Raw genomic sequence first — 23,403 nt, 5'->3', positions numbered from 1 at the left:
AAACGCCCTTCTCCCGCCTTCGACCTGCCCGGCCCCGGCCTGAGTCCTTTGGAAAGGGCCGAGAAAGGCAGGTGCAGGCCGGAAAAGTGGGGTTTTCGTGGAGGGGAGGTCCCCTCCACACCTCCCCCTGTGGAGCTGATAGCTGAGGGAGACCCTCAGACACCTTACCGGTAAATTTTCAGACACGCTCTCACACCAGGTACTTCACCACCTCAAAGCACTCCGCGTACTCCACGCCGATCTTCTGCCCATCATTCTGATTCTGGTTCATGAAGAACCGGAGCCACTTCTCGCCGATACGGTTGTACTCCGACTCATGAGCCATGATGGCCCTCTTCTTGAGCTCGATCGTGTCGGTGATATCCACGTAGAAGTTGCCCCGGAAGAACTTGTTCGTATCGTAGTAATTGCTGCGGTACATGAACATCCGGGGGACGTGACGCCCCGCCGAGAGCGTGGCCCGGGCCACGCTCTGATGATCCAAATGGATGTCGTCGATCCAGTGAGTGTAGATCAGCTCGATCTCCTCCTCGTCGATGATCTTGCGCAGGCTGCACACCAGCCTCTCATTGAACTGCAGGTCATTGGTCGGAAAATCACCGCAGAGCAGGCGCGAGGCGCCCAGAATCTCCGCCGCCCTCTCCCCCTCCGCCAGAGCGATCTCCGGCCTCCGGATCACCCGCTGGGCATAATCCGTGTAGCCGGAGTTCGTGACCACATAGATGATGACCTCGTCCCCATTCTGAGCATGTCGAGCCAACGTCCCACCACATCCCAGCTCTACATCGTCAAAATGCGCCCCAATCGCCAATACCTTCATCACACACCCCCTACGGTAACGCTGCACGAACCGTGGTCATGCCATCTATGTCAACAAGGGCGTTCCTTCCTCTACAGCCAGCCGTGGAAAGCGTATTCCGACGCCACAACCTGGAATCCGCTCCCCTGATAGAGCGCCAGGGCCGCCCGGTTGCGGGCCTGCGTCTCCACCTCGATGAGGTCCGTCGTCGCCAGAGAGCGCCCCAGGGCCGCGCGCATCAGCTCCCGGCCCACGCCCTGGCCCTGATAGCCAGGGGCGACGCCCACCAGAAAGAATGAGCGCACCGGCCGGGAGAACAGCTCGCCGGCGAGTCGATCATCCCGGCAGACCACAAAGCCGACCGGCCGATCGCCGTCATGGAGAACGACGACCTCGTCCGCGAACCCTCGGCAGGCGTTGGCGATGGACTTTCGCCAAAGGCCATCCGCCAGATCGTCCGGGATCCTGGGGTCCGCGTGGAAGCGGCTCAACGAGAAGAGCCCGCCGAGATCATCCAGGCCCGCCACCTCCCGATTCCGCACGATCTCCACCCGATACCGGGTTCGGCTCTCGGGGATCGGCCCACCCCGATGAACCAGCGTCAGCTCGCAATCCATCAGGCGGAATCCCTCCCCCTCCAGGGTGTGGATCAGAGGGAAGAACCCACCATCGCACTTCGTCCAGAGGAAGGCGTACCCCTGCGTCCGGGCCGTATCGACCATCTCCCGGACCAGGGCTCGCACGAGCCTCTCCTGCGCTGCATAAGTCGCCGGGGTGGCGAAGACCTCGATTTTGCCGCAGCGCCACCCAAAGTGCTCCGTGTCCCACGGGAGGTCCTGCAGGATCGCCACCCCCGTTTCGTCACGGGCGCCGCGAGCCACCATCACCGTGGCCCCCGGCTCCGCCACCTTCCCCGCCAGATATCGCTCCAGATAGAGCGACACGCGATCCGGCGCCAGGGCCGGGAAATATCGATAAGGCGCATACTGGAGGAGACGAGCGATCTCCTCCAGCTCCTGAGGCCTCTCCACCACCTCCGCCCGGATCGTCATCCGCACATCACCACCGCGGGCTGCCGCCGAAGGATCGCCCGGCATTGCTCGCCGCAGTTGAAGAGGAAGTCCAGGCTGGACAGGTTCGGGATGAACTCGCCATACAGTTGCGGGTACACCGGATGCTCGAACTCCTGCCAGACGACCCGGATCCCGGCCCGGGCGAACTTCTCCTCCTCCAGATAGGCCCGGGCACCCAACCCGCTCAGGTAGACATCCCCGCCGACCGCCTTCACGATCTCCACCAGCAGATCCGTCCGCTTCCCCGTCACAGGCAACGATGAGGCCTTTCGGATCTCCACCTGGATGTCGAAGGCCGCCATCAGGAACGCCAGCAGGTCCATGTTCAGATCGATGAGCAGCCGATGATTCCGCAGATAGATCTCTCGGACGCCGGGGAAGTAGGCGTCGAAATGGGGAGCGCCCCCATACCAGGTCTGCAGGCTCTTCAGGTGCTCCTCCCGCCACCTGCGGGTGTTATCGATCTCCGCCTCACGGATCAGCTGCCCGTACCGCCCCTTCTTTTTCACGGGGACGGTCAACCACATGGTCCCGTGCGCTGTCTTGATCTTGTCCCGGTTGTGCCACCCCCGGCGCAGGAACTGCACGTTGTCCAAGACGACGAAGATGTCGCTCTGGATCAGTCGATCGAAGAAGCCGATCCAGGGGGCGAAGTCCGGCTGATGGATGCACACCGTCGTCATGGCAGATCCCCGTTCTTGGAGACCACGTAATCCCCCAGCACCAGCGCGTCCAGCCCGCAGGAGAAGAACGTGCGAATGGCATCCGTGGGCGTGCAGACGATCGGCTCGCCGTTCAAGTTGAAGGATGTGTTGAGCACCACCGGCACATCGGTAATGCGCCGGAACTCCTCAATCAGCCGGTGGAAGCGGGGGTTGGTCTCCCGATCCACGGTCTGCAGCCGCCCGCTGCCGTCGACATGGGTCACCGCCGGGATCACGGCCCGCTTCTCCGGCCGGATCGGGTAGACCTTCTCCATGAACGGCACGCCCACCCCATCATCCATCTCGAAGTAGGCAGGGGCCTCCTCCGCGAGCACCGCCGGGGCAAACGGGCGGAAGGGCTCCCGATACTTCACCGCCAGGTTCACCCGGTCCTTCGTCCTGGGGTCACGCGGGTCGGCCAAGATCGACCGGTTCCCCAGCGCCCGCTGGCCGAACTCCATCCGCCCCTGGAACCAGCCGACCAACTTCCCCTCGCTGATCAGCCGGGCGCAGTACGCCGCCGCATCGTCCACGCGACGGGCGCGGACGTTGTACTTCTCCAGGGTGCGCCGGATCTCCTCCTCGTCGTACTCCGGGCCGAAGAAGTTGTGTCGTAGCGGCTCCCGCTGCTCGTGTCCCAGGATGTGGTTGTACAGGTACAGAGCCGCCCCGATGGCGTTTCCGCTATCGTCCGGGCAGGACGAGATGAAGATGTTTTCAAAGGGCGTATAGCTGAGGATCTTGCCGTTCAACACGGAGTTCATGAAGAACCCGCCCGAGACGACGATGTTCTTGCTCCGGGTCTGCGCATACAGCCAATGCAACATGTGGAAAGCGATCTCCTCCGCGACGCGCTGCATGGCGGCGGCGATCTCGTAGTGCCGGATGTGCAGCTCGCCGCCGGGCGGCCGGGGTGGGCCGAAGCGATCCACCAGCTTCTCGGTATACAGGTTCGGCTGTTCGACGTTGTACCCCTTGAAAAAGGTCAGATCGAACTCATAGCGGCCGTCCGGCAGCAGCCTCACCACCTCGTCCTTGAGGATCTTGTAGTAGACGTTCTCCCAGTCGGCGAAGGCGGCCAGGGCCATCACCTTCCACTCGTCCGAGTTGGGGCGGAAGCCCAGGTACTCGGTGAACGTGCTGTAGAACCCTCCCAGCGACTGGGGATACAGAATGGACTGATACACCGTGATCTGATGGCCTCGGCCGTAGCCAAAGGTGGTGGATTCGAACTCACCTTGCGCGTCCGCCGTCAGGATGGCCGCTTCCTCGAATGGGGAGAGGAGAAACGCGTTGGCCGCATGGGCCCGATGATGGGTGATGTAATAGATCTTGCAGTCCGCACCGAACAGCCGGATATGCTGGAACACGTAATCCACATCCCTCTCCTCATCCGGGTAGAGGGACAGGATGTGGTCGGGCACCGAGTAGAGGTACTCCGTTTTCCATCGGCGTCGGCCTGAGAACAGGGGATTGAACTTCTTGAAATACACGCCGGGGTTCCAGGAGGAGGCGACGTAATCGACGTCCTCTATCCGGCATCCGGCCTCCTTCAGACAGTACCGGATGGCGTGGATCGGGAAGTCCCGGGTACGCTTCACGCGCGTGAATCGCTCCTCCGGCGCGGCCGCGACGATTCGGCCGTCCTCAATCAGGGCCGCCGAGGAGATGAACATATCGTGGTTGATGCCCAGAATCCTCATAGCCCGACCTCCACCCCGATCGACTCCAGGATCGCGTCGCAGACATACGCCACGTCCGACTCGTCCATGGACGGGTACAGGGGCAATGTCACCTCACGCCGGGCCACCTCCTCGGTGATCGGCAAATGCCCCCCCCGGAAGCCGAAGGCGCGCCGGTAGAACTCGAACAGGTGGATGGGGGGATAGTGAATGCTGGTCTGCACCCCTCGCGCCTTCATCTCGCCCATGAACGCGCGCCGGGAGATGCCCTCGTCCAGGATCGCGGGGAAGATATGATGCACCGGGGTTCCCACGGGATCGGAATACGGGACGCGAATCCCCGGCACGGAGCGCAGCCGCTCCCGGTACCAGGCGTGGATCCGCCGTCGTCGGTCGTTGTTGTCGGCCAGCCTCGTCAGCTGGACCAGCCCCAACGCCGAGCGCATCTCGTCCAGGCGATAGTTGTATCCCAGCTCGACGACATCATAGCTGAAGCTATGCCCTTTGTAGCGATCCAGCGTCAGGCTGGTCATCCCGTGGGAGCGCATGAGCCGGATCCGCTCGGCCAGCTCGTCGTCATCGGTGACGACCATCCCCCCCTCGCCGGTGGTCATGTTCTTGCCGGAGAAGAAGCTGAAGCATCCGACGTCCCCGATGGTGCCGCACTTCCGCCCCTTATACTCGGCGCCGGGGGCATGGGCGCTGTCCTCGATCACTCGAAGCCCGTGCCGCCTTGCGATCTCCAGGATCGGATCCATGTCGCACGGATAGCCCGCATAGTGCACCACCAGGATCGCCCGCGTTCTCGGCGTGATCTTCGCCTCGATGTCCGCGGGCGAGATGCTGAGATCGTCCAGCCCGGTGATGTCGGCGAACACCGGCCGGGCGCCCGTGTACACGACGGAATTCGCCGTCGCCACAAAGGTGAGCGCCGGGCAGATCACCTCATCGCCGGGGCCGATGCCCAGCGCCCGATTCGCCAGATGGAGCGCGGCCGTGCAGTTGGCCACGGCGATGGCGTGCCGGACGCCTAGGAACTCGGCGAACCGCCGCTCGAACTCCCGGGTGACCTCCCCCATCGTCAGCCATCCGGACCGGAGCACCCGCTCCACCGCCTTCAGCTCCTCATCCCCTAAAGTGAGATCGAACAAAGGAACGCGCCACACGGCAGCACCCCCAGATCATCGAATTCCGTCGCCGGGCAGGAACGCCGCCTTCCGCTGCTCGAACTCCTCCTGCGCCCGGGCATAATCCTCGTGACGGCCGATATCCAGCCAGTGTGCGTCGCAGGGATACCCCACCACCCGCTCGCCGTTCTCCAGCAGCCGCAGCACCAGATCGGGGAAATCCAGATATTGGTTCGGCTCGATGTAACGGAGAACATCGGGCTCGTACACATAAATCCCCATGCTGACCATGTACACCTTCTCCGGCTTCTCCACGTACCCGGTCAGCACGCCGTCCTCATCCGTCTCGATCACGCCCAGGTCGATCTTGACCCGCTTCTTGTGCATGGCGATGGTGAGGATCCCACCCTTCTCCCGGTGGTACGCGACCAGATCGGAGTAGTTCAACGTCGTCAGCACGTCCCCGTTCATGACCAGGAACGTCTCGTTCAGGCCGGGGATCATCCCCAGGGGGCCGGCCGTGCCCAGCGGTTTGCGCTCCTGGATGTACGTCAGCCTCACATGGGAAAGCCGGCCGTTGACCTGCTGGAAGTAGGCCTGAATCAGCTCGGCCAGATAGCCCACGCTCAGCACGATATCCCGAAAGCCGTAATACGCGAGCTGCCGGATGATGATGTCGATGATGGGGCGATGTCCCAGAGGAACCAGCGGCTTGGGGAACACCGTCGTATATGGCGCCAATCGCGTACCCCGTCCACCCGCCAAAATGATCGCTTTCATCACGCACCTACCCTCACGCTCTCGTGTTCCGATACCTCGTGGAGAAGGGATCGTCAAAGACCCCCTGCTCCAACGCCCGTTTTACCTGGGCGATCCCGTCCGGGACGCGCCATCGCGGCCGGAAGCCCAATATCCGGGCGATCTTCGCAAAGGAGACGCGATAGCTGCGAGGGTCGTCTCCCTTCGGCACCGTCTCCACCTGGGTACCCGGGATCTGCTGGAGGACCAGCTCGACCAGTTGGCGCTTCTGGTAGTTCTCGGAATCGCTGCCGACGTTGAAGACCTGGCCGGCGATCAGGGATGTCGGCGAGGCCAGAACGGTGACGATGGCCTCTGCCACATCCTGTACGTGCACGTAGGGCCGCCAGAACTGCTCGCCGTACACCACCAGCTTCCTATGCAGGAGGGCATCCCGGGTGAACTCGTTCACCAACAAGTCGAACCGCATCCGCGGCGAGAGGCCAAAGACCGTGGCCAGCCGCAGGATGCAGGGCCGGAACTCGTCATCGGCGGCCTGGAGGATATACCGCTCCGAGCCCACCTTGGTCTCCGCATATAGGGACACGGGGTTCAACGGGCTCTCCTCCGTGGCCGGCTGGGAGGGATCGCTGATACCGTAATTGCTGCACGTGGAGACGAACACAAAGCGCGAGATGCCCCTCTCCCGGCAGAGGTCCACGAGGCCCAGCGTCGCCTCGTAGTTCACCTGCCTCGCCTCCTCCGGCTGACTCGCGCAGGCGGGATCCCCCACGATCGCGGCCAGGTGGACCACGGCGTCCACCTCCCCATCCAGAGCGTCTGACAGAGTTCCCCGATCCCTGATATCCCCCCGCACAAAGTCGAAATATGGTGTGTTGTACGCCCCCAACAGCGATTCGCCTCCGAATAGGAGGCGATCCACCACGCGCACACGGTGGCCCCGCCGCAGCAGCTCCGCCACGGTAACCGACCCGATGTATCCAGCCCCTCCGGTGACCAGAACGTTCATCGAACCTCACCCCGTCCGAGGAGAGATGGGATCGACACGACGACCTCACCCGCCGGATGCGAGGCTCTTGGCCATTCGCCACACATCGATCGCGTCATCCTCCCGCCCCATCTTCTGCAGCGCGACCGCCAGGTAGCGATACGCCTGCAGGTCCTGAGGGTCCGCCTCGATCAACTTGGCAAAGCTCTCGGCGGCCTCGACGAACCGCCCCGTCTGCATGTGCAACATGCCACGCCCCAACAGCACCAGGGAGCGATCCTCCCCCTGCTCGCCATCCAGGGAGGTCCCATTCGTCTTGTTGGCCGCCAGCGTCGACATATGAGGGGCGGCCTCCTCCTTGGGCACGCCATGCTCCACCGCGCGCACCCATGCGCCATAGGCCGCGACCCGGCTTCCCTGCTGCTCGTACACCAGGGCCAGGCCCTTCCAGACGGCCGGATGCTCCGGCCAGTGTCGCAACACCGCCTCCAGAACTCGCGTGATACCCACATCCCGATGGCGGCCGATCGTCACCAGCCAACGCAAGTACTCCTCAAACTCCCGCTGGGGCAGATCACCCGCCCGTTCGAGCCATGCGTCTCCCTCCGGGCGTCCCAGCAATATGCGACACGTCGCCACCTGCAGGGTCAGCAACCTGCGGTTCGGCCGCAGGCCGTAAGTGGACGCGTCCCAGCGCTCATACGCCTGGGTGAAAAGCTCCAGCGCGGCGGCGAAGTCGCCGCGCTTCACGGCCGCCTCGCCCGCGACCGCCAACAGGTAAGGATGTTCGGGGAACTCCTGCAAAGCCTGATCCAGCGTCTCGCGCAGAACGCTCTCATCCTCTCGCTGCATGTACAGGCGCAAGAGCGAGGCCCACGCCCAGAACCGGTACTGGTCGAAGTACAGCCCCATCGGCTCGTCCTCCACCACGCGCCGAAGGGCCTCCTCGCCGCCGACCTCATCCCCCAAGCTGAGCTTCGCCAGCCCCACATAGCACCACAGCGAGGCGTTATCCGGATGTCGCTCCAACTCCTTTTCCAGGTAGGGAAGGTTCCGGGCGTGCTTGCGCTTGAGGACCTCCGGATCCTCCTCATACCCGTGGTGGACGACCGTGATATCCGTATCGAGGGACCGAAGCCCCTTGGCGACGAGGTCCGGATAGACGGACTCATGAATCCGTCCGTAGAATCGGATCCCCAGGCCGTTCCGGAACAGACGCGTATGGAAGCCGATATCCTGCGCCCCGTCGGGCAGATGGCTGACGACGCGCAGGGTGTACGCGTCCGCCCACCCCGATGCGACGGCGTATTTGATCTGGGCCACCGCCCGGGGGCTCAGCTCATCGTCCGCGTCCAGCCAGAGGATCCACTCCCCACGAGCATGCCGCAGGGATTCATTGCGCGCCGCCGAGAAATCATCGATCCACTCGAAGTAGTGCACCTCCGCCCCATACGCCCGGGCGATCTCGACGGTCCGATCCTGCGAGCCCGTATCCACGACCACGATCTGGCTGGCCAGGTCCCCCAACGAATCCAGGCACCGCCCCAGGGTCTCCTCCTCGTCTCGCACGATCATACAGACGGAGATGGACGGCCACTCCTTTGGGGCCGTATCCGGGACGGAGACCTCCTTGCGCTCCTCCTCGAACGCCCGAAGGCGTGCCCGATGCAGATGGCGGGCGATCTCCACGTCGTGTGGATCGATCTCATGCGCCCGCTCCAGGGCCTCCAGCGCCTCGGCCGTCCGTCCCTGGCTCATCTGTACCTGTCCCAATAAACTCCAGGCCAGGGCATGGTCCGGGTGCATCCGTAGCTCGGCCTCGGCCTCCTGAGCGGCTTCCTCCAGCCGCCCTAACTTGAAATAGCAGGCCCCCAACAGGAAATGAGCGTCCCGCACCCGGGGGCGGATCTGCAACGCCCTGCACAGCCGGGCAACGGCCCGCTCGTATTCCCCATTGTCGTAATCCACCGCCGCCTGTCGGCACAGCTCCTGGGCCGTTCGCGGCGCCTTCGAGCGCGTGGGGTTCCCCTTGCGCTTCCTACGGGTTGCCGAGCGACGCTTCCCCATTCGGTCACCTCACATCCAGCGCTACACACGTGAGTTTCTCGCCCGGGCCATCACGTCCAAAAACGGCGACACCCCCTCCCTACGGCCCCCTCTCCCAAGGGAGAGGGGGCTAAGGAGGGTGGGGTAGGGTCGCCTTGCATGCCCGGCTGCATCGCCTCGCACCAGACACGCCCCGGCAGGCGAAGCTTGCATACGAGATGCAACACGAGGACATTCCATAGATTAGGGCTGATCTTCCGGGAACAGTGTAGCCGAGGAGGCGAGCGGCAACATAAAGACGACATTATATTGGCGTAAAAGGTCCGTAACAGCCTCGTCCGATGCCGGGGTATGGCATCTCTCTCGGCGGAAACAAGGACACGCGCTGCCGTGTCCCACTGGCATCAACGTAAGCCCCAGGGGGGCATGCTTCCACATCCCCAGGGAGGCTCAGGGGGACACAGCCCCTTTGAAGGGTCATGTCTCGAGTCTTTGCACCTGCCCATACATGCTCCAAGCGGACAGCAGTCCGCCCTGTGTCGCCGGACTGTTGTCCGGCGGGAGCTTAGGCCACAGGCCAGAGCTCCCGCCCCAGCCGGGCAAGGCAAGACTGAGCAAAGTCCTTCCGTTGATGCGAATGGACACGACGCTGCCGTGCCCTACCGCCTTGGTCTGGCTACGGCGGGTCCCCTGAGAAGCCGTGCCCCTCCGGGAAAGCATTTCTCCCATCCCCGACCTGCCCCTCAGCGGAAAAGATCGGGAGAGGTCCATGCAGGCTGAGAGCCCTCGCCGCCCACGACGATGCGCAATACGGCCTCGCCCCGCATCCATAAAGCGAATTGTAAAGGAAACTTACGGGACGTTTACAAATCCGATGACACACCCCGCCGATATGAGGGATAGAAACACCCATAAGCCAGGCGCACTGGCAATCCGGTTGGGTAAGGAGGTGCACAAGCGCTCGATACGCATGAACGTCTCGGGACGGAGCATTCTCGCAAAGGCGCCTTGCAACGCCACAGGCTGACAACCTGGACCAAAACGAAGATTCGCAATTCAACTCTGATCTGAAATGAGAGATCCATAGGACGGTAGAGGAGGTAAGTAAGATGGCAACGATTGATTTCACCCGGATCAACACAAACATCGCCGCTCTGAACGCTCTGAACACGCTGCGCGAGGTGAACAAGAACCTGGCGCTGGCCCAGACCCGTCTCTCCACGGGTAAGCGCATCAACGAGGCTGCGGATGACCCGGCCGGTCTGACCCTGGCGACCAAGCTGGACGTGCGGGCGACCGGCATGCAGGTGGCCATCGACAACATCGGCGACGCCAAGAACCTGTTGGCGGTGGCCGAGGGCGGTCTGAAGAAGATCAACGAGATCCTGGGCAAGATGCGTGCCAAGGCGGAGCTGGCTGCGAACGACGCCCTGAGTAGCGACGAGCGCAGCGACATCGCCAACGAGCTGGCCCAGTACGCCCAGGAGATCGATGACATCGTCAGCACAACCCTGTGGAACGGCCAGGCCCTGTTGGACGGCACCGCGGACTTCGACTTCCAGACGGGCCCTGTGTCCTCCAACTACACCGAGTGGTCGCTCAACCAGGCGTTCGACGTGCAGGGCACCGGCACCAACGGCCTTGGAGACCTGGCCAGCGTCAGCGGCGGCACCTACACCGTCAACGACGTGAGCACGGCGGCCAGCGCCCGGGCCTACATGGACACGCTGGACGACGCCATCTCGACGGTGTCGAACGCCCTGTCCGAGATCGGCTCCATGGTCGCCCGGCTGACCTTCAAGGAGGACACGCTGGCCATCGGCAAGGTCAACACACAAGCGGCCTACAACCGAATCATGAACGCGGATATGGCACAGGAGCAGTTGAACTCCGTCAAGTACCAGATCCTGCAACAGACGGCTATCGCCATGCTCGCTCAGGCGAACCTGGCACCACAATCCGTCCTACAGCTGATAGCCGGATAGCCTTCATGATCCCGGCACGGGCTCAGGGTGGGGAGTTCCCCACCCTGAGCTCGGCCATTCCATAACCTGGAGACCAGGGGGGAGGACAGATGAATCCACAGATCGCACTGCGCAACTACAAGAGGAGTCAGATCATGTCCGCCACGCCGTTGCAGCTGGTGCTCATGGCCTATGACGCCGCCCTGGTGGGGTGTGCTCGTCGCGATCTGGCCAAGACCACCCAGGCGGTGAACACGCTGATCAAGGCGTTGGACATGAGCCAGGGCGACATCGCCGTGCAGCTCTACTACCTGTACCAGTACTGCAACGATATGGCGCGACAGGGTCAGTTCGATGAGGCAGCGAGGGTGCTCCGAGAGCTTGCCAGTGCCTGGATTCAGTGCCTCGTGGAGCAAGGATCGCCCCCGAAAACCAATGTCCATTAAGGCATGAAGGGGAACCGCATGACGATGGGACGGCATGAGCGTAACAGGACGGCCCTGGGGCACCCCGGCAACCGCCCCACATGGAGGGCCAGAGGAGGGTGCGCTCAGCCAACGCAACATCTTCGAGTGGGAGGGTCGCCATGGTAAGCCTGATTTCGGGGCTGTCTTCCGCCTCCACCGTAAGTTCCGACTATCTGGATGCGCTGGTTACCCAGGCTATGGCCTACTACCAGCGCAATTACCAGTTGATCGAAGCTCAACTGGATCAGCTCAACACCACTCGCTCTCTGTACACAAGCCTCCAGTCGCGATTGGACGACCTGGACAACGTCGTAGACAGCCTGGCGGCCAGTTCCTCCTCCGTCTTCGGCAGCAAAACCGCTACCAGCAGCGATACCGACGTCGTCACGGCGACGGCCACGTCCCTCGCCAGTGAGGGGACGTACAGCATCTCCATCCAGACGCTCGCCAGAGCACACCAGGTTCGATCGGAGCAACAGCTCTACATCGATCAGGCGCTGGGACTGTCCGGCACCTTCGTCATCGGCGGGCTGCAGAATCGCGCCGTGTCCAATCTGGTGACCGTCGCGAACACGGTGGACAACTTCGGCGTCGGGACCAGCATCACGTCGGGACAGAAAGAGCTCGGAAGCGGCACATACTATGTGGAGGTTCGCGACAACGCGGGCACATGGGAGTTTCGGCTGGTCGATGAGGACGGCCAGGCGGTCAGCATCGCAAGCGTCAACGATGCTTCCACCTTCACGTCCGGCTGGCAGAGCCTGAGCGCGGTCGCCGGCCAGACCTACGATACCGGGCGTGGGCTGACCATCACCTTCGGCACGGGTACCTTCACGGAGGGATGGCGAGGGAACGGTGCAGCCAGCGTCCGCTACGACGCGCAGGGCGCCACCATCACGGTGGACACCAGTGATACGCTGGTCGACATCGCCAGCGCGATCAACAACGGCACCTACGCGGAGGGAAACGAGGTCACGGCCACCGTCGTGGATCGGCACCTCGTCCTGACCGCTGCGAATACGGGCACGCGCCATCAGATCGTAGCCAGCGATATCTCCGGAACGGTCCTCTCCGGGACCGGGAGCAGTGGGCTAGGTATTCTGGGAGATGGCGGAACAGGAGATGTGGATACCTCTGACGGATTCCTGGTCACCCTGCAACAGGCCGTGGACGCGAGCTTCACGGTGAACGGGATCAGCATCACCCGTCAGAGCAACACGGGGCTCACCGACATCATCCGCGGTGTGACGCTCAACCTGCTCGACGAGGGCACGAACGCCACAGCCGATCTCACCATCGCGGCCGACACGGAGACCGTCACGAACACGATCAACGACTTCATCTCCAAATTCAACGACCTGATCGACTACCTGAAGACGCAAACCGATACGACCTCGACGTCGAGCACCACGTACACCCGCGGCGGATTGGCCGATGAGCCCACGTTCTATCGGCTACGCCTCTCCCTGATCACAGATCTGATCCGTTCGGTAGATACCCTGCCGGCCGGGGATCCCACCTCGCTGAGCGAGATCGGTATCACCTTTGACGACAACCTGCATCTGGTCATCAGCGACAGCGGCGCCCTCAACGAGGCGCTCTCCTCCAACTTCGAGGGGGTGGCCAACCTGTTCGATGCGCTCATGGATCGGCTCTCCAGCCGGCTGGATCCGTACACCCGGACGGTGGACAGCCTGATGGATCGGCTGATTGAGAACATCGACAACCAGATCGAGGACACCAACGAGACGCTGGACCGGATGGAGGAGCGCATGGAGCTGCAGGAGGCCTCCCTCCGCAGACAATACACGGCGCTGTTTGACCAGATCTACGCGGCGAACGCCACCCAGTTCACGCTGGGCACCATGCTCTTCGGCTCATTCAGCCGTCTGGCTTAGCGTGTCCCTCAGGGCCCACCAGGGCTCCAGGGCACGCGAGCCGACGGAGATGGCCATGACAGCTTGACAGCCGCCGCGGGTGGAGCTTTCACGCCACCCGCCTGGGGAGAACACGCCAGGATCGGCGAGAAAGCCTCGCCGGTCTCCGAGACAGATGGACCGTGCAGTTTACAAAAACATCCGAACTCTCGTGCGGCACCCTGCACAGGACGTGGAATCCGGGAGAGCCTGCCCCCTGGAGCCCCCTCCTTCGCGGCGCAACGCCGCGAGGAGGGGGCATCCCTGAGAGTGTGTCCGAGAAATGCCGCCGCTTCTGCTATGGGGAGGCCCGGAGGGGCTCCGTCCCTCCGGAAAAGTCCTTCTTGACGTGTCCGGCCCCGGACCGAGTCCTTCGGGAAGGGCCGAGAAGGGCAGGTGCAGGCCGGAAAGCGGGGTTTCTGTGGAGGGGAGGTCCCTTCCACACCTCCCCCTGTGGAGCTGATAGCTGAGGGAGACCCTCAGACACCTGGCCGGTAAATTTTCAGACACGCTCTCAGTTGATGGGACACAGGCCGTCTCCCCGGCGTCCATGTGCAACGGTGGCACGAGAGCCGGGCATAAGGGTGAGGGATATGTCGCCATCATCGCTTCCAACACCGTACGGACGACAGCATCGCTTCCAGGGCAAGACCATACTAGCCCTCACGTTGGGCCTGATGATCCTCTGGCTCGTGGGATGCAGCGGCATCCACCTGGCCGTGGTCATCGGCCCGTCAGCGGACGACCCCACCGTGACGGATGCAGGCGAAGCCGTGCCCGCACTTCCGGATGGCGCGCCCACGCCGGAAGCCACCGTCGCGGACGAGGAGCCCACGGCCGTGCCATCCACGCCTACACCCGAGCCTACACGGCCACAACCCAGGATCCCAGCGCAGTCGCCACCCACCCGGATCGTCGCTCCCAGCATCGATCTGGACGCGCCGGTGGTGACCGTGGGGTGGTCCGCCCAGGAGCGAGACGGACGTTGGTTCTCAGAGTGGCAGACAGCCTCCTACGCGGCCGGATTTCATCAGGACTCCGCTCTGCCCGGCCACGTGGGAAACACGGTAATCTCAGGACATCACAATATCGAAGGAAAGGTCTTTGAACACCTGATCGCCCTCAAGCCGGGGGATCTCGTGATCCTATACGCGGACGACCGGCCCTATCAGTACCGGGTGGTGGACAAGTTCCTGGTGAAGGAGGCCGGCGCGCCGCTGGAGCAGCGGCGCCAGAACGCACGCTGGATCGCCCCGACGCGGGACGAACGCTTGACCCTGGTCACATGCTGGCCTCCGGATGGAAACACCTATCGCGTGATCGTCATCGCCAAGCCGGTCACGGAATAGCGTCTGCGTCAGGCGATCGAACGACATCTCGGAGTCAGGCCATGCCGAGCACCGATCGAGCCAATGGGAAGAAAATCTACCTCTTGAAGACGCTGGCCCGATGGCCCGTCAGCGGTCGGCATTGGCGTCTGCTGTACCTAGGTCCAGGCGTCGTCGAGCCCGCTCCCACCCCAAACCACCAGGAGCCCGTCACGGGAAGGGGGCAGGAGGACGCCATCGCACGCATCGAGCGGGAGATCGCCGAGGTCAGCAGCCGCGTAGAGGAACTCGACGCCGCCCAAACGGAGCTCTTCTTGCAGGTACGGGACCTGCACGCCCAGATCGCGGAGATCCCCATCTCCCTCGATCGTCTGGCACAACAGATCCAAGACCTGGGCGTCGTCACCACCGTCGTCGAGCTGGGAAAAGATGGGGACTCGCATAGCGACGGGGAAGAAGAGCCCCCTCTCGAGGAGTGGATCAGCGTGAGGGAGGCCGCTCGCTATCTTGGGGTCAGCCCGGGCACCGTAAGACGGTACATCAAGAAGGGATATATCCGGGCAGGTCGGCTTCCATCCGGTAAGAGGCTGCGAATCCCTCGGTCGGAGGTGGAGCGGATCCTTCGATCGGAATCCTCTGAGGCCGATCTGCTACCGCCCCGCCAGCCCGCTGCGGATGAACCACCCCAAGAGGATCCCACACCGGATCCTAACGCATAGGAAGACGGCCTCCAATCGCTTCAAGCCGGGCAAAGACGCCCGGCTTCTTTCTGTCCTCACACCACACAGCGGAAGGGGCAAAGAGGTGCAGGCCGCTGCCCCGTGGGGCCGAGGCCACCGGCCAAAGCCCCAACCAGGCAGGGAAAAGGCGAGAGAAAGCGTTTTTCTGCGGAGGGGCTTCCCCTCCGCACCTCCCCTTTCAGGTGCGACCGCCCGTGGAGGAAGAAAGCGACAGGCGGGGGCCTCGCCCATGCTGTTCCGTTGATGCGAATGGGGCAGAGAGGTGCAGGCCGGAAAAGCGGGATTCCCGTACCGCAAATTTTCAGGTGCGCTTTGAGGCAGTCTCCCTCATGGGGTTGCCGGGGCAGGGGAGATTCATGAATCGCCCCCGCCCACGGGAATGGCCTCCTGTGGGCCACCAACACCAGACAGGGAGTCCTACCCGCTCTGAGCCCCAAAAGAAAACGGGCCGGGTGATCCGGCCCGCATGTCCACCGCATCGGCTCCCCGCGCCACGATCACGGCCGGAGAGCTTATCGGAGATAATCAACCAGGGAGGGGCCGACCAGCCGGGCGCTGGCGGCCAACAGGGCCCGATAGGCCTGGTCCTCCACGTTCAGGTTCAACACCGCCTCCGCCATGTCCGCATCTTCCACATCGCTCAGGAGCTGACGGAGATCCAGCTCCCACTCCCGGAGGCGGGACTCGGTCGCGTCGACCCGATCGGCCCGGGATCCAATCACGGCCAGCGCCTCCAACGTGGTATCCAGGGCCTGCTCGATGTCCTCGATCGAGCTGCGGATCCCATCCGTATCCTGCGCCTCCAGAGCGGAGCGCAGGCCGGTCAACGAGTCAAATACCTGCTGAAAGAGCGGATGGTCCCCAGGAACGTTGATCTGGATCCGCAGCCCCTCCTCCAACTCATGCTCCAGGGCTCCTCCATCCCCGTGATAGATCACTTGCGGGGTAGGCGTGGAGACCAGCTCAAACGGCGCGGTATTCACCCTGCGGCCGGAGAAGAGATACAGGCCGCGATGGCTCGAATTCCCGATCTGCACCGCCTGCCGCAGCATGGCGTCCACCTCTACGATCCACCCCTGGAACGCCTCTGGAGACTGATTCGCCTCGTTCACGGCCCGCAGGGCGAGCGCATGCGCTCGCTTCACCACATCGCCCAAATCCCGCAACGCCTTATCCGTAGCCCCAAGCCAGTCCGTCGTCAGCCCCAGGTTACGCAAGGTCGTCTCCAGCCCCCGCAGATGGGACCGAATCTCCAGCGCCCGCTCCACGCCTATGGGGTCATCCTCCGGCTTCTGAATCCGCTTTCCCGATGCCACCACGGACTGCAAGCGCTGCAGCCGGCTCAAATGATCCGAGATGTTCTGATTGGCTTCCTCTATGAGGCGACGTTGTGTAATCCGCATCTCTCACTCCGCTTACCGACCTACCAATCCGGTGTTGTTGATCAGCCGATCCAGCATCTCATCCATAGCCGTGATCACGCGAGCCGCGGCCTCATAGGCCTTCTGCGACGACACCAGCTTGAGGGTCTCCTCATCCAGCGAGACGCCGGCGATGCTGTCCATCCGCTCACCCAGGTGCTGCAGGAGCACGGTCTGATTGCGAGCGACGGCGTCCGCGTGCTGCACCTCGACCCCCAGCAGGGAGATCATGGTGTTGTAGAACGACCCGGGCGTCGTGCCCTGGGGCATCAACGGCTGATCGGCCAGCGCCGCGATATCCAGCGCGTGGCTGCCATCCCCGGGCGCATCAGGCTCGGACGCCGCCGCGATGTTGTCCAGATCCTCCCGGATAGGCTCGGCCACGGCGATATCGCTGGCATCCGTGCCCTGGAAGAAGTCCAGGTTGGTCGCGTTATTGAGGCCATATCCGTTCCGATGCACGCTGTTCACGCTGGAGATCAGGGTGCCGGCCAGCTCATTCAGTCGATCGATGTAGGAGGGGACCTCCTCCTCCCGAGCCTGCAGCAGACCGGCCAGCTCCCCCCCCAGCACCTGCACCGGGGTTCCGTCCTCGGCCCACGTCGGCTCGGTGCTCTCCGAGATCTCATGGGCACCCCGCTTGCTGATCAGGAGATGCCCCCCCACGTTCACCGTGACCCCGCCGTCCTCGCGAATCGTCGTCGAGATCTTAATCACCCGTCCCAGCTCCGCCAGCAGCCGATCCCGCTCGTCCAGGAGATCATTGGGGGTCCCGGCGGCGCTCCCCGCCTGTCGGATCTGACGATCCACATCCGCGATGCGAGAGGAGAGATCATTGACCTGCCGGATGGCGTCGCGAATCCGCTCGGCAAGCTCCTCGCGCAGCGCCAACAGCTCCTGGTACTTCTGCCGGATCAGATTGGCCAGCTCCTCCGCGATCTCCCGTAGATGCGCTCGCATGGCAAAGCTGGTAGGATCCGCGCCCACATTCCGCCACGCACTCCAAAATTGATCCAGCGCCGCCCCCAGCCCCTCCTCGGACGGCTCGTTCAGGATCACCTGCACCCGGCGGAGAGCATCTCCCAACACCTCCCAACGCGCCTTCTCCCCATCCTCACGCCGTATCTGCTCCGCCAGGAAACGAGAGGTATATCGGCGCACGTCCACGACGTTTACGCCGGCGCCCAGGAATCCCCCTCCCGGACGCTGATTTATCGGCAGCCAACGCGAAGCCAGGGATACCTCCTGCCGAGAGTATCCCTCCGTGTTCACATTGGCGATGTTATGGGTAATGGTCTCCATCGAGCGTCGATGCGCTCGAAGAGCACTGAGACCGATCTGCAGGCCAAAGAATGATGACACCATAGGTTACCGTCTCCCCCCGACCCACGTCACCATTTCGGCCGCCATCAAGCTTGACGCTCCACCAATCGACCGCCCTTCCGGCCACCACCTGGCCCCCTGGGGCCGTACACCAACGCCGTCTCCTCCCCCACCAAATACTGCCACAGCGCCCGCCGCAATCCCAACTCCACGTTCACCACGGATTTATTGCACTGGTTGACCAGATACAGCTCCGCCAGGCGATCGGCGACCACTCGCGCCTGGCGCATCAGTTCCTTCCCAAGATCGGAGTCCATCCGATTCGCCACATCGGCCACCGTCACCGTTGAGGCCATCATCCCATGGCGATCCGCCCAGGCCACCAGGAGAGCCCTTCGAGCGAGCTCAATACGATGCAATGTGGCCAACATCTTCAGCTGCCGCTGGCTGGCCCGCTCCACCTCCTGCGAATCCGCCGCCAGCAGAGCTCTCTGGATCTCCCGCGCGCTCACCAACAAAGAAGCGCACGCGGCCGCTTCCTGCCTCAGTACGTCCAACAGGCGGTTTTCCATATCCGCCCCAGCCGGGGATAGAGAGGGATTCGGCACCACGGCCCCTTACTCCGTGTAATTCTCCGGATATCCCCCCTTGAGCAGCCGATCTACCAGGGACTCCACAGGCACCTGGTAGGTACCCTCCTCAATCATCCGCTTGAGCTCGTTCACCCGGTCGGTACGGACCTCCGGTGCCTCCATCGCGGCGGTCTTCGCCTTCTGCAAAACATGTGCCTCCGCCGAGAAAGTGACCTCGTCCCGTTGCACCTGCTCAGTTTGACGCGCCCCCTGCACCAGTCTCTCATCGACCTGAGGGAGCTGGGATTGATAAGCCCGTGAGATCTCAGAAGGGATCTTATCCGGAATGATCATCGCCCCCTTACTCCTTCCATGTGCTGCGTTCGCCTTCCGGAGTATACAGTCGTCCTATAATATTTATCGGCAGAAAACGGCCTCTCGTTAAATCCAATTTCCCCCGATCTCACGGATTCTTTCAGGCCTGTATCTCTACCGCCAATTCATACATGCGATTCACCATCTGCAGCGCGCGGAGGGAGACCCCGTAAGCCCGCTGGGTGATGAGCAGGGAGACCATCTCGGTGGACAGGTCCACGTTGGATGTCTCCAGCGCCCGGGAGACGATCTCTGCATATCCGGGAGAGCCCGCCTGGGCCACCTGGGCGGGGCCGGAGGCCGCCGTCGCGATGTAGTAACTCCCCCCAATCGCCTGCAACCCCGCGGGATTGGAGAATCGGGCGATCTGAATCGCGCCCACCTGCTGCACCTGCCCGTTCACCTGCACCAGAACGGCGCCGTCGCGATCGACGTAGACCTCACGGGCATCGGCGGGGATGGTGATGGGCGGCAGTACCAGCTTGCCATCCGCGGTGACTAATCGCCCCTCGGCATCCAGGCGAAACGCCCCATCCCGAGTGTACGCGATCGTCCCATCCGACAGCTGTACCTGAAAGTACCCAGGGCCATCCAATGCCAGATCCCAGGCCCGCTCCGTGGGCTCGATGGCGCCCTGCAGGACGACGCGACGCGTGGCCGCCAGGCGGGTCCCCTCAGGCTGCCACTCCCATCCCTCGCCTCCCTCTTTGGGCAACGGGAGCGCCACACTTTCCGTGATCGCCTGAAAGCGCTTGTAGCCGGTCGTTTGCAGGTTGGCGATATTGTGGCTGATCAGGTCGATCTCCTGCTCGCGAGCGCGTATTCCACTGGCTACAATTCGCAAAAGCGAGCTCAGCGTCGCATCCATCTCCTATCCCTCCATCACACCCGCCCAAGATCCAACAGACGCTTCATCGTCTCATCCTGCACCTTGAGCAGCTTCTGGTTCGATTCATACGTCTTGAGCGCCGTCATCATCGTGATCAGGGCAGAAGACACATCCACATTGGCACGCTCCAGATACCCTTGCTGAATGGTCACCTGCCCTTCCGGGACGGGCTGGGGGTTTTGCCCCGCGAACAGGCCCTGGCCCACGCGCTGCAACGCCGTCGGGTCCGCGAAGCGCACCAGGGCCAGCCGGGCCACGCGCGTTTCCCCCGCCCAGATCACGCCGTTGGGATCGATCGAGACGTCGCCATCGGGCAGCTGAATCGCCCCATCCTCGCCCAGTACTCGATAACCATGATGAGTCACCAGATAACCGGCCGCGTCCCGGCCAAAACTCCCATTGCGAGTGTATCGCTCCCCTTCCGGCGTCTGCACGACGAAGAAGGCATCCCCACTGATCGCCAGCGCCAGGGGATCATCGGTGGCCTCCAACGGCCCCTGGGACAGATCGATCCGATGTTCCCCCTGATACACGCCCATGCCAAGCGCCCCCACCTCCGCCACAGCGCCCCGGTTCGCATCCCATTGGGCGAGCGGCACGTCCCCAGCCGGGCTGAGCACCGGAATCTCCTGTTTGAAGGCAGGGGTATTGACGTTAGCCAGGTTGTTCGCGAGCACCGACTGCAGCTCCAACAGGGTCTTCATGCTCGTGGCAACCGAATAGATCCCTCGGTTCATCGAGTCTCCTCCTGCCGTCCGCCCCACAGTACGAAGATCAGTATGCCGAACACCACCGCAGCTCCCACGATCACATCTCGTGAGATCGAGCGCCCGCCCGTCTCCCCTCCGGTCACGGGAAGGAACTCCGGCCGCGGGATGTCCGAGGAGCCCTCGGCCGAGGTCTCCTGCTTCAACAACGCCTCGGGCACGACGGCCGTGTTAGGGAACCGCCCCACCAGAGCCCAACGATCGCTGGGCTCCTCGCTGGGATCAGGCCCTGGCTCCACGGAGATGAGCATCATGCGATAGGTGGTGTACGGCAGGTCATCCAGCAACACGTGCAACCGGCCATTCCCCTGCTCATCGCTGTTAAACGTGCCCACGGGGATCATCTCGCCGGTATCCGCACGCTGGAGCCAGACCTGGTAGATCTCCCCCTTCAGGCGAGGAAGTCCCTGGATCTCCAGGCGCACCTCCCCCTCGCCCACGGACACCACCGCATGGCCTGTAGCCGTCGCCGGCCCCCAGGTGGACATCCCGGGGATGAAGTCCAGGAAGATATCCACAGGAGCGCCGTTCGCCTCCACCTCTCGGACGGCAATGGAGAGCAACAGCACGGCCGCCAGCACCCCCATCACTATGGCAAACCGGACACAACGAAGCCCGGAGCAATCCTCCACATCCTGCCCGGGATAAGGGCGATCCTCAGGGCAAGCCCACTGAGGGAAGGAGTTTAAATCCATCATCATGCCTCCTGTGCCGATATTTTCAGTCGCAGCGCCACCTCCTCCTGCGCCACCTGCATTTGACGGGCGATGTCACGCACGCTCTTCCCCTGCGCCAGCATCTCACGGATCCGCTGATCCATCGAGGGGGGAGCGTGAGGCTCCTCGGCCGTCTCCAGCTTCATCGCCTCCGGGCTGATCTGTACCTCGTCCAGCACCGGCTCCTCTATCCGATCCTCTGAAAGCGCGCGGAGCGCATCGCGCATGCGCTCGGCGCGATCCAGCAACGCCTCCAGTTCATCACTCTGATGATCCAAATGAGCGCTCACCTGCTCGGCCGTCAGCAGGAGGTCCTCGGACAGCCTCGCCATTGCCCGCTCCCACTCCTCGATGGAGGAAGCGGAGGCCGCCAGACGCGAGGCCCTCCACGCCATGACCATGGCGCATACAGCCACTACCAGGGCTACGACCGCGATCACCTCATGCATACATCCGTCTCCTCGCGCCTCTCCTGGGCGGGGATTCGACCCCCAGGCTGGCCCGCAGCGATAGGATCGCCTTCGCGTGAAGCTGACATACCCGGGCCTGAGAAAGCCCCAGTACCTCGCCGATCTCCCTCATGGTGAGCCCCTCATAGTAATACAGGGAGAGCAGGATCTGCTCACGTTGGGGAAGGCGTCTCAGCGCCTCCTGCAGCTCCACCCGCAGCTCCTCCTCCTCCAGGCCGGTCGACAGCTCCACCCCGTTCGGATCGTTCAGCATATCCCCCAGGAAGGTCGTCTGACCGTCTTGCGAGGGGGCCAGAGGGGCATCCAGCGAGAGGATAGCGAATCCGGCCTCCAGCAGCGCCTGCTCGTACGTCTCCTGCTCCATGCCCGTATACGAGAGGATCTCCTCATCCGTCGGCATCCTCCCCAGGCGCTGTTGCAAGTCACCGATAGCTCTTCGCACGGTGTGCACCCGCTGGCGGGCGCTGCGGGGTAACGGATCCAGCGAGCGTAGAGCGTCCAGGATGCTCCCCCGGATGCGGCTGACGGCGAAGGTCTCAAACCGGTTCCCCAACTCCGGGTCGAAGCGCTCCACCGCCTCAATGAGTCCTACTACTCCATACCCGATCAAGTCCTCTTCGTCAATGCTACCGGAGGGCTGTACCCCCATGCGCGCGACGACGCGTCGAACCAGCGGAGCGTAGGCCAGGATGAGCGCCTCTCGCGCCGCCGGATCGCCAGTGGCCTTGTATTCCGCCCAGAGCTTTTCCAGGCGCGCATCCTCCTTGTGGTTGGATGCCCTGGAACGACGTGAACGTCGCGTGTTCTCCACCAATGGTTCCCCTACACTCGTCCGTAAGTGCGGCGGGGATCGGACGCCCGCCTTCTCCGCTTACACCACGCCATCCAACGGGCCAGGACGGCCAGCAGCGGACGGAGGCCGAGTGATCCCGATCGCGCCGGAGAAGCCCCCTCCCACGTCAGAAGGCATCTCTACGCCGCGTCGGCGACCTCCTCGCCACCCTCCGTCCCCACGCCATCGGACTTCTCCTCGGGCTTTTCCTCCTCGATCCGAACCGGGGAGGAGTCGGGAGTCAGCGTCAAGATGGCCATCAGGCCGAGAAGGGCGAAGCCGGCCAAAGCGATCATGCTCCGGCTCACCATCGCCTCAAAGCTGGCGCCCGACATGAAGCTGGTCAGGGCCACCAGCAGGGCCAACGCCAGACTCATCAGGTACACAGCTCTCATGACCGTTGGTGACATCCCCATAAGCGCCTCTCCTTCGTCGTGGATGCTTC

The 23,403-nt window shown here is 63.3% G+C and carries 23 protein-coding genes; 5 read left to right on the top strand and 18 right to left on the bottom strand.

The window, feature by feature from the left end; translation table 11 throughout:
* Positions 1-190: 190 nt before the first annotated feature.
* The 8 genes from GXP39_11360 to GXP39_11325 form a co-directional block, all read right to left on the bottom strand.
* Positions 191-820 (bottom strand): hypothetical protein, encoded by a 630-nt coding sequence (locus tag GXP39_11360; GenBank protein ID NOZ28635.1) that lies wholly within the window; start codon positions 818-820, stop codon positions 191-193.
* A 71-nt stretch (positions 821-891) separates the two neighbouring features.
* Positions 892-1,851 (bottom strand): GNAT family N-acetyltransferase, encoded by a 960-nt coding sequence (locus GXP39_11355; protein ID NOZ28634.1) that lies wholly within the window; start codon positions 1,849-1,851, stop codon positions 892-894.
* Positions 1,848-2,555, bottom strand: coding sequence for a WbqC family protein (locus tag GXP39_11350; protein ID NOZ28633.1), 708 nt, complete (start codon positions 2,553-2,555; stop codon positions 1,848-1,850). Before GXP39_11350 ends, GXP39_11355 begins: the two co-directional genes overlap by 4 nt.
* A complete protein-coding gene (locus tag GXP39_11345) occupies positions 2,552-4,279 on the bottom strand; it encodes a carbamoyltransferase (GenBank protein ID NOZ28632.1) in 1,728 nt (575 codons plus the stop codon). Before GXP39_11345 ends, GXP39_11350 begins: the two co-directional genes overlap by 4 nt.
* Positions 4,276-5,424 (bottom strand): DegT/DnrJ/EryC1/StrS family aminotransferase, encoded by a 1,149-nt coding sequence (locus GXP39_11340; GenBank protein ID NOZ28631.1) that lies wholly within the window; start codon positions 5,422-5,424, stop codon positions 4,276-4,278. Before GXP39_11340 ends, GXP39_11345 begins: the two co-directional genes overlap by 4 nt.
* 15 nt (positions 5,425-5,439) lie before the next feature.
* Positions 5,440-6,165, bottom strand: a complete 726-nt coding sequence (locus tag GXP39_11335) for an NTP transferase domain-containing protein (protein ID NOZ28630.1) — start codon at positions 6,163-6,165, stop codon at positions 5,440-5,442.
* A 13-nt stretch (positions 6,166-6,178) separates the two neighbouring features.
* Entirely contained in the window at positions 6,179-7,153 is a 975-nt protein-coding gene (locus GXP39_11330; GenBank protein ID NOZ28629.1) for an NAD(P)-dependent oxidoreductase, read from the bottom strand.
* 45 nt (positions 7,154-7,198) lie between these two features.
* On the bottom strand, positions 7,199-9,199 hold the full coding sequence (locus tag GXP39_11325) for a tetratricopeptide repeat protein (protein NOZ28628.1): 2,001 nt from the start codon (positions 9,197-9,199) through the stop codon (positions 7,199-7,201).
* A 1,088-nt stretch (positions 9,200-10,287) separates the two neighbouring features.
* Here GXP39_11325 and GXP39_11320 point away from each other — a divergent pair.
* The 5 genes from GXP39_11320 to GXP39_11300 all read left to right on the top strand — a co-directional run bounded on the left by GXP39_11320 (position 10,288) and on the right by GXP39_11300 (position 15,572).
* The gene (locus tag GXP39_11320) at positions 10,288-11,163 is read left to right on the top strand and encodes a flagellin (GenBank protein NOZ28627.1); all 876 of its coding nucleotides are present in this window, start codon (positions 10,288-10,290) and stop codon (positions 11,161-11,163) included.
* Positions 11,164-11,252: 89 nt separating this feature from the next.
* Positions 11,253-11,588: a flagellar protein FliS gene (locus GXP39_11315; protein NOZ28626.1), complete on the top strand. Its 336-nt coding sequence runs from the start codon at positions 11,253-11,255 to the stop codon at positions 11,586-11,588.
* A 140-nt stretch (positions 11,589-11,728) separates the two neighbouring features.
* Positions 11,729-13,507: a flagellar filament capping protein FliD gene (fliD, locus tag GXP39_11310; GenBank protein ID NOZ28625.1), complete on the top strand. Its 1,779-nt coding sequence runs from the start codon at positions 11,729-11,731 to the stop codon at positions 13,505-13,507.
* Between the two features lie 611 nt (positions 13,508-14,118).
* Complete coding sequence (locus GXP39_11305) at positions 14,119-14,874, top strand: sortase (protein ID NOZ28624.1); 756 nt, start codon at positions 14,119-14,121, stop codon at positions 14,872-14,874.
* A 41-nt stretch (positions 14,875-14,915) separates the two neighbouring features.
* On the top strand, positions 14,916-15,572 hold the full coding sequence (locus tag GXP39_11300; GenBank protein NOZ28623.1) for a helix-turn-helix domain-containing protein: 657 nt from the start codon (positions 14,916-14,918) through the stop codon (positions 15,570-15,572).
* Positions 15,573-16,105: 533 nt separating this feature from the next.
* On the opposite strand, the gene flgL is transcribed toward GXP39_11300, so the two are convergent.
* The 10 genes from flgL to GXP39_11250 form a co-directional block, all read right to left on the bottom strand.
* Positions 16,106-16,996, bottom strand: a complete 891-nt coding sequence (flgL, locus tag GXP39_11295; protein ID NOZ28622.1) for a flagellar hook-associated protein 3 — start codon at positions 16,994-16,996, stop codon at positions 16,106-16,108.
* A gap of 12 nt (positions 16,997-17,008) precedes the next feature.
* Positions 17,009-18,379, bottom strand: a complete 1,371-nt coding sequence (flgK, locus tag GXP39_11290) for a flagellar hook-associated protein FlgK (GenBank protein NOZ28621.1) — start codon at positions 18,377-18,379, stop codon at positions 17,009-17,011.
* 44 nt (positions 18,380-18,423) lie between these two features.
* Positions 18,424-18,909, bottom strand: a complete 486-nt coding sequence (locus tag GXP39_11285; GenBank protein NOZ28620.1) for a hypothetical protein — start codon at positions 18,907-18,909, stop codon at positions 18,424-18,426.
* A gap of 45 nt (positions 18,910-18,954) precedes the next feature.
* On the bottom strand, positions 18,955-19,263 hold the full coding sequence (flgM, locus tag GXP39_11280) for a flagellar biosynthesis anti-sigma factor FlgM (GenBank protein NOZ28619.1): 309 nt from the start codon (positions 19,261-19,263) through the stop codon (positions 18,955-18,957).
* 121 nt (positions 19,264-19,384) lie between these two features.
* The gene (locus tag GXP39_11275) at positions 19,385-20,152 is read right to left on the bottom strand and encodes a flagellar hook-basal body complex protein (protein ID NOZ28618.1); all 768 of its coding nucleotides are present in this window, start codon (positions 20,150-20,152) and stop codon (positions 19,385-19,387) included.
* Between the two features lie 14 nt (positions 20,153-20,166).
* On the bottom strand, positions 20,167-20,910 hold the full coding sequence (locus GXP39_11270) for a flagellar hook-basal body protein (protein NOZ28617.1): 744 nt from the start codon (positions 20,908-20,910) through the stop codon (positions 20,167-20,169).
* A complete protein-coding gene (locus tag GXP39_11265; GenBank protein ID NOZ28616.1) occupies positions 20,907-21,641 on the bottom strand; it encodes an anti-sigma factor in 735 nt (244 codons plus the stop codon). Before GXP39_11265 ends, GXP39_11270 begins: the two co-directional genes overlap by 4 nt.
* Entirely contained in the window at positions 21,638-22,105 is a 468-nt protein-coding gene (locus GXP39_11260; protein ID NOZ28615.1) for a hypothetical protein, read from the bottom strand. The genes GXP39_11265 and GXP39_11260 overlap by 4 nt, the downstream gene beginning before the upstream one ends.
* The gene (locus GXP39_11255; GenBank protein NOZ28614.1) at positions 22,098-22,937 is read right to left on the bottom strand and encodes a FliA/WhiG family RNA polymerase sigma factor; all 840 of its coding nucleotides are present in this window, start codon (positions 22,935-22,937) and stop codon (positions 22,098-22,100) included. The genes GXP39_11260 and GXP39_11255 overlap by 8 nt, the downstream gene beginning before the upstream one ends.
* Before the next feature lie 161 nt (positions 22,938-23,098).
* Positions 23,099-23,374 (bottom strand): hypothetical protein, encoded by a 276-nt coding sequence (locus GXP39_11250; GenBank protein ID NOZ28613.1) that lies wholly within the window; start codon positions 23,372-23,374, stop codon positions 23,099-23,101.
* Positions 23,375-23,403: the final 29 nt, after the last annotated feature.

Source organism: Chloroflexota bacterium (assembly GCA_013152435.1).
In the GTDB taxonomy this organism is placed as follows: Bacteria; Chloroflexota; Anaerolineae; order DUEN01; family DUEN01; genus DUEN01.
This window is presented reverse-complemented; position numbering and strand designations above follow the sequence as displayed.

Coding starts and splice junctions, on each gene's coding strand:
- GXP39_11360 (NOZ28635.1), bottom strand. CDS start 820: ATGAAGGTATTGGCGATTGGGGCGCATTTTGACGATGTAGAGCTGGGA.
- GXP39_11355 (NOZ28634.1), bottom strand. CDS start 1,851: ATGACGATCCGGGCGGAGGTGGTGGAGAGGCCTCAGGAGCTGGAGGAG.
- GXP39_11350 (NOZ28633.1), bottom strand. CDS start 2,555: ATGACGACGGTGTGCATCCATCAGCCGGACTTCGCCCCCTGGATCGGC.
- GXP39_11345 (NOZ28632.1), bottom strand. CDS start 4,279: ATGAGGATTCTGGGCATCAACCACGATATGTTCATCTCCTCGGCGGCC.
- GXP39_11335 (NOZ28630.1), bottom strand. CDS start 6,165: ATGAAAGCGATCATTTTGGCGGGTGGACGGGGTACGCGATTGGCGCCA.
- GXP39_11330 (NOZ28629.1), bottom strand. CDS start 7,153: ATGAACGTTCTGGTCACCGGAGGGGCTGGATACATCGGGTCGGTTACC.
- GXP39_11325 (NOZ28628.1), bottom strand. CDS start 9,199: ATGGGGAAGCGTCGCTCGGCAACCCGTAGGAAGCGCAAGGGGAACCCC.
- GXP39_11320 (NOZ28627.1), top strand. CDS start 10,288: ATGGCAACGATTGATTTCACCCGGATCAACACAAACATCGCCGCTCTG.
- GXP39_11315 (NOZ28626.1), top strand. CDS start 11,253: ATGAATCCACAGATCGCACTGCGCAACTACAAGAGGAGTCAGATCATG.
- fliD (NOZ28625.1), top strand. CDS start 11,729: ATGGTAAGCCTGATTTCGGGGCTGTCTTCCGCCTCCACCGTAAGTTCC.
- GXP39_11305 (NOZ28624.1), top strand. CDS start 14,119: ATGTCGCCATCATCGCTTCCAACACCGTACGGACGACAGCATCGCTTC.
- GXP39_11300 (NOZ28623.1), top strand. CDS start 14,916: ATGCCGAGCACCGATCGAGCCAATGGGAAGAAAATCTACCTCTTGAAG.
- flgL (NOZ28622.1), bottom strand. CDS start 16,996: ATGCGGATTACACAACGTCGCCTCATAGAGGAAGCCAATCAGAACATC.
- flgK (NOZ28621.1), bottom strand. CDS start 18,379: ATGGTGTCATCATTCTTTGGCCTGCAGATCGGTCTCAGTGCTCTTCGA.
- GXP39_11285 (NOZ28620.1), bottom strand. CDS start 18,909: ATGGAAAACCGCCTGTTGGACGTACTGAGGCAGGAAGCGGCCGCGTGC.
- flgM (NOZ28619.1), bottom strand. CDS start 19,263: ATGATCATTCCGGATAAGATCCCTTCTGAGATCTCACGGGCTTATCAA.
- GXP39_11275 (NOZ28618.1), bottom strand. CDS start 20,152: ATGGATGCGACGCTGAGCTCGCTTTTGCGAATTGTAGCCAGTGGAATA.
- GXP39_11270 (NOZ28617.1), bottom strand. CDS start 20,910: ATGAACCGAGGGATCTATTCGGTTGCCACGAGCATGAAGACCCTGTTG.
- GXP39_11265 (NOZ28616.1), bottom strand. CDS start 21,641: ATGATGATGGATTTAAACTCCTTCCCTCAGTGGGCTTGCCCTGAGGAT.
- GXP39_11260 (NOZ28615.1), bottom strand. CDS start 22,105: ATGCATGAGGTGATCGCGGTCGTAGCCCTGGTAGTGGCTGTATGCGCC.
- GXP39_11250 (NOZ28613.1), bottom strand. CDS start 23,374: ATGGGGATGTCACCAACGGTCATGAGAGCTGTGTACCTGATGAGTCTG.